The 4,714-nt window shown below is 64.7% G+C and carries 2 protein-coding genes; both read right to left on the bottom strand.

All coding sequences use genetic code 11. The annotated features are described in order from the left end of the window. Positions 1–163: 163 nt before the first annotated feature. Entirely contained in the window at positions 164–1,750 is a 1,587-nt protein-coding gene (locus JHD73_RS26615) for a DUF4157 domain-containing protein (RefSeq protein WP_199033152.1), read from the bottom strand. 15 nt (positions 1,751–1,765) lie between these two features. Beyond that, positions 1,766–4,609, bottom strand: coding sequence for an Ig domain-containing protein (locus JHD73_RS26610; RefSeq protein WP_199033151.1), 2,844 nt, complete (start codon positions 4,607–4,609; stop codon positions 1,766–1,768). Between the last annotated feature and the right edge of the window lie 105 nt (positions 4,610–4,714).

Below are 4,714 nucleotides of genomic sequence, written 5' to 3'. Positions count from 1 at the left end.
GCGCGTGCTGCCATCCACCGCACGCTGGACTGCCCCGTTGGGAAACCGGGTATCCGTGTGCGCTTCGCGTGTAGTGGCAGCCGGCGGCTTCTTCTCTTTCATGTACAACTCTCCGTGGACCCAGGACACTACACGCGCGGCTTTCTATCGCCGCCCCTGATGGCTAGTCGTCATCGTCACCGTCATAGTCCTCGAGATTCATGTCCTCGTTATCGGACATCTCGGCTTCACTGTCTTCATCGGTCCGACGCAGATCCTCCGGGATATCGAACTTGTACTGCGCGTTGTTTGCCGGAATCTGGACCTTGGTGTACACAGGCGCCGCACCCTCACCAGACGGCTTGTAATACGCCAGCGCCTTGCGCGAGGTCTGACGGGCGACATGCTTGCGATAGTAGGCTTCGTTGACCTCTTTCACACTGGCAACCAAGGGCACCTTGGCCGGAGCGATTCCAGCCGCCCCCGGCTTCACCAGGACCTCCTTGTCGGCGACCGCCAGTTGTTGCGCCTTGTCGCGGCGCGCCTGGCTGCCAAGGGCTTCCGCCCCCAGCGCTGCCGCAGCCTTGGGCGCCGTGGAGACGTCGAGCCGCTCCGTTCCGGCATCGGCGGGAATGCCCCCGACGTAGCCGATGCGCTTGGCATTGGGATGTCGCCGGCGCGACGCACGGGTATATGATTTTTCCTGCTTCAGGAACCCATCAGCGTTTTGCACCACATCGTGGGGCTTGTTGTTGGCATCAACGGGTTTCGGCGCATATTTGCCTGCGCTGATACCCAGCCCCCCAGCCTCGAACGACAGATAGGGGGACTCGGGGCTATCGTCGACGATATGATCAACCGCATTGGCCGCGCCCGTCGGTGCCTGTGCGGTGAACACCGCGGGCTCGCCGCGTTGCAGGTTGCGAATATTGTTCACGCTCATGCCACGATAGACCAGGTCGGCAGGTGCGTTGTCTTCTTGCTTGACCACCGCCGGGGCCTTGATCTGCTTGCCAGCGTGTGCGGCGGGCATTTGTCCTGGCGTGACGCGCGCGCGCCGAGCCGCCCGTGCCTGCTTGCGTGCCTCCTTCGCGCGTCGCGTTCGGATCTCAGTGACATGCGCGTTTTCAAGGCCTTGTTTCTGACAATATGCCAAGAATTCATCTTCACTGAAAACCTTCTCCTTCGGCTTCTTGGCATAGTCATCCGGGACTTGATCAAATGTGCCGTTTTTTTTCCGACGGTATTTCACCATCTGAACTACGGATGTCGCGGCCGGGGCAACCGGCAAATCCACAGGCCCGCTGGCCTGTCTCTGCAGCGCCAAAGCCCCCATCGCGTCCGCTTCCCGCTCGAGCCCGGCATCTTCATTGATGGCGACTTCGCCCTTGCGCTGCACCGTCGCCCTGACCCGCCCCTGCTTCTGCTGCACCACATGCCACGCCTCGTGCGGCAGGTGCCTCTCCTGCCCCGGCGCGAGATGGATATCGCTACCCTGGGCATACGCATGCGCCTGCAGTTGCGCCGGCCTTGCCGAGTTGCGATGCACGCGCACGTCGCTCATATCCAGTCCGGACAGCGACTCGATGCCGCTCTTCAACGCTTGCGGCAAACCGTTGCGGTTGCCGTCCGCCTGCAACTGCGCCAGCCGATCGCGCTGAGCCTGCTGGCGCGGCCCCTCGTCCACTCGACGTTGGACGGCGCCCTCCGGCTCGTGCGTGTCAGGCCTCGCCTGCACGGCCTCTGACTGACTTTCCTTCGGCGCTTTCATGATCCTCTCCAGGGTTCAGGGCTTCTCCGCCTTCGGCTTCAACAACGGAAACAACAGGCTCAGGATCACCGCCACCAGCACGCCAACCAGCAACTGTCGACTCAGCCCCGTATTGGCGATATCCGGATCGCACCGCAACAGCAACCCACCGATGACAAGCGGCACGATGCCGGCCAACAGCAGGTAAAGCTGGTATGGCCGCCCCAGCGCGCGGATGCGGCACGACGTCAGGTAGAGCAGTAGCGACAGCAGCGCATTGCCAAGCAGCAGCCCGAATACGAAGCGCAGCAGCCAGCGCCAGTCGCAGACCAGGTTGCACAGCGAGCTCTCCGTGGGCTCGCCAACCAGCAGCGTGCTGCGCACGGTCTTCTCCACCATGCTGGTCAGCTCGGCGTCCGCTTCGGGCTGCGGCCACAGCACCACGCCGCCAAAGTTATCGTTGAAGTAGGCCATGTCGTCAGCAAACTGCTTCGGTGTGGCACTGCCAACAGACACCAGTGGCAACACGCGCCGCAGGAAAATCGCACGGTTGGTACCCAGCAGCTCCGGCGTAGTCTCAACGCTCTCGATGGTTTCTCGCAGCACCTTCTTGTTGATCTTGCTGGGCTCGGGCAGCAGCACCACGTAGTTGAGCGTGACGTTGGTGTTGCTGCGGTATCCGTTTGCATTGGAGCTGATGCGACCACCCTCGAAATGCGGGGCCTCGGCCTCCACCATCAGATCGAACAGGCGCTCAATCGTCCAGCTTGTCTGCTTCGGTGCCGCGCTCCGGTCCTTGACCGGCCCGATCGGGCTACCCTCGCGCAGCGCCGGAATCAGGTCGCGGCCGTTGATCATCAAGTTCAATGTGTACGGCCGCCCGCCGCGGCGCAACTCAGCAATCAGCGCAGAGAGCAGTTGCCGGCGGAATGCATCAAACACCGCATAGCCGCTATCGCCAGGAGCCGGCAGATTGTCGAGGTACACCGTCAGGCCGTGGCCCAGGTGCTTGTCGCCGGTGAGACCGGGCACGCGGTCTTGCCAGCGCTGGCCGAACGATTCGAGCGGCGTGTCGATCATCTGTACTGCCTGCTTGGCAATCTGCGCTGCAATGCGGGGCTGGTGATCGGCCGGCAAGCGCTGCAGGAACTGCCAATCCTTGCGGTAGATCGTCAGGTCGATCTTGGTACCGAAGCGACGCGCCGCGCGAAAAAACTCGATCTGGCTTTCCTGCGGCTGGAGCGGTGTGACGTTGCCATCGTCGTCAAACGGCTGCGCAAACATGAGCAGTCGGTCATACAGGCTGAAATCGATCTTCGGCCCCTTCTGCGGATCGCTCCAGTTCGGCACCACGCCGATGACCTGCCCGCTCGACGGACCCACCAGGCAATTGCAGCCGGTGCCGGACCAGCCGAGCGCGCTACCGGCTTCCGCGTCGCGCTCCTGTCTGGCCTCGTCGATCAGCCACGTGCGCACGCGCACCGGCAGCAGCGTGACCGGCAGGTCTTGCCACTTGACCTGCGCAGTAGCCGGCAGCGTTGCAGGATTGGACGACGGTGACCCTTGCCACGCAACGGCGCAGCGCTGGCGCCACTGCTCGGCCGTTGGCGAGGCCTGCTTGCCGTCCACCGCTGCCCGATCGGTCAGCGCGGCGGCGTAAGTGCAAACCCGCGCATCGAGGGCTGCTGCGAACAGCGCACGCGTGGGGTATTCCACACCAATGAGCGGCTCCAGCAACGCTGCCAACTGCGTCGCGCCAGCATCGTCCAGCGCATCGAGGGCATCGCCTTCTGAACCGGCGGCAGCTTGAGGTTGCTGGGGCTGGGGCACCGCTGCCGTTGCCGGAGCGGCATTGACCACTGTCACCGCACCGGCCTGCACGCCGGAGGCGGCATCCGTGGCCGGCGCCGCCTCCGCAGCGGCCGGGTGAATCAATTTCAGCACATCGTCGGTCAGCACATAGGTGGTGATCAATCCCCGCTGGGCCAGTGGTGTCTGCGCGGCGGCAACTGGCAGCGTTTCGATCGGCGTCAGTGCGGCGGGAGCGGAAGCCGGCTTGACGGATGGCTTCTGCGATGCACGCGGCTCGATCACGTTCAGCACGAAGCGCTGGCGTAGCGCCTGCCCCGATTGGTCGCGCAGCTCCAGCGTGAACGTCTTGCGGCCTCTCTGGCCGGCAGTACCGGCAACGCTGCCATCCGGCGCCAGCGTGATCCCGTCGGGCAGATCGTGACCAATCTCCGCGAACGTGTAAGGCGGCTGGCCACCGCTTGCCTGGAAGCGGTACAGGTAGGGCTGGTTGACAACCGCGCTCGGCAACGTGGGCACGGTGGTCTTTTGCAGCGTCAGCGGATCGTTGGCCGGCATGCAGGCCCCGGTACGGGCACGTGCTGTATCGACCGTTGGGCAAGCCTGCGTGTCCGCATTCAACAGTGACGGCTTGCCCTTGCCGGTAGCGGGCGCGGCAAGGACAGCCGCGGTGGCGGTGGCTGCCGTTGCCGAAGCACCGGATGCGCCTGCAACTGCGGACCCTGGAGCGGTGCCGGAAGCTGCAGAAGCCGCAGTAGCACCCGATGTGCCCGCGCCGGCCAAGGCTGCCGCGGAAGCGGCAGGCGCAGAAGCACTAGGCTTTTGCGAGGCACCAGGAGCCGTAGGCGCTGTAGAGGCGGCAGAAGTCAGCACAGGGCCGTAAGCAGTGGAGACGCCGGAAACCACCGCCGCATCGGAAGCTGCAGCAACCTCGGAAGCCGCGCCGTTGGCCCGCGCCGGAGTGGGGTTCCCTCCAGCAGCGGACACCATGCCGGAGTGCGGTGCAGGCACTGCCAAGCAAAGGCTCAGAACCAGCCCCCAGCGGGCCAGCGTATGCCAAGCGCGGCTCATGCCGTCCTCCCTTCCTTGCGCAGTTCACGCGCCAGGCCCTGGCGCAGATGCTCGGCGGTGAGTTGCGCGTGCCCGTGGCGCTCGGCCAGCAGCACCGCAAAGCGC

This window comes from Ralstonia sp. ASV6 (genome assembly GCF_016429285.1).
Classification (GTDB): Bacteria; Pseudomonadota; Gammaproteobacteria; order Burkholderiales; family Burkholderiaceae; genus Ralstonia; species Ralstonia flaminis.
The sequence above is the reverse complement of the archived record's forward strand: the minus strand, read 5'-3'. Positions and strand labels throughout refer to the sequence as shown.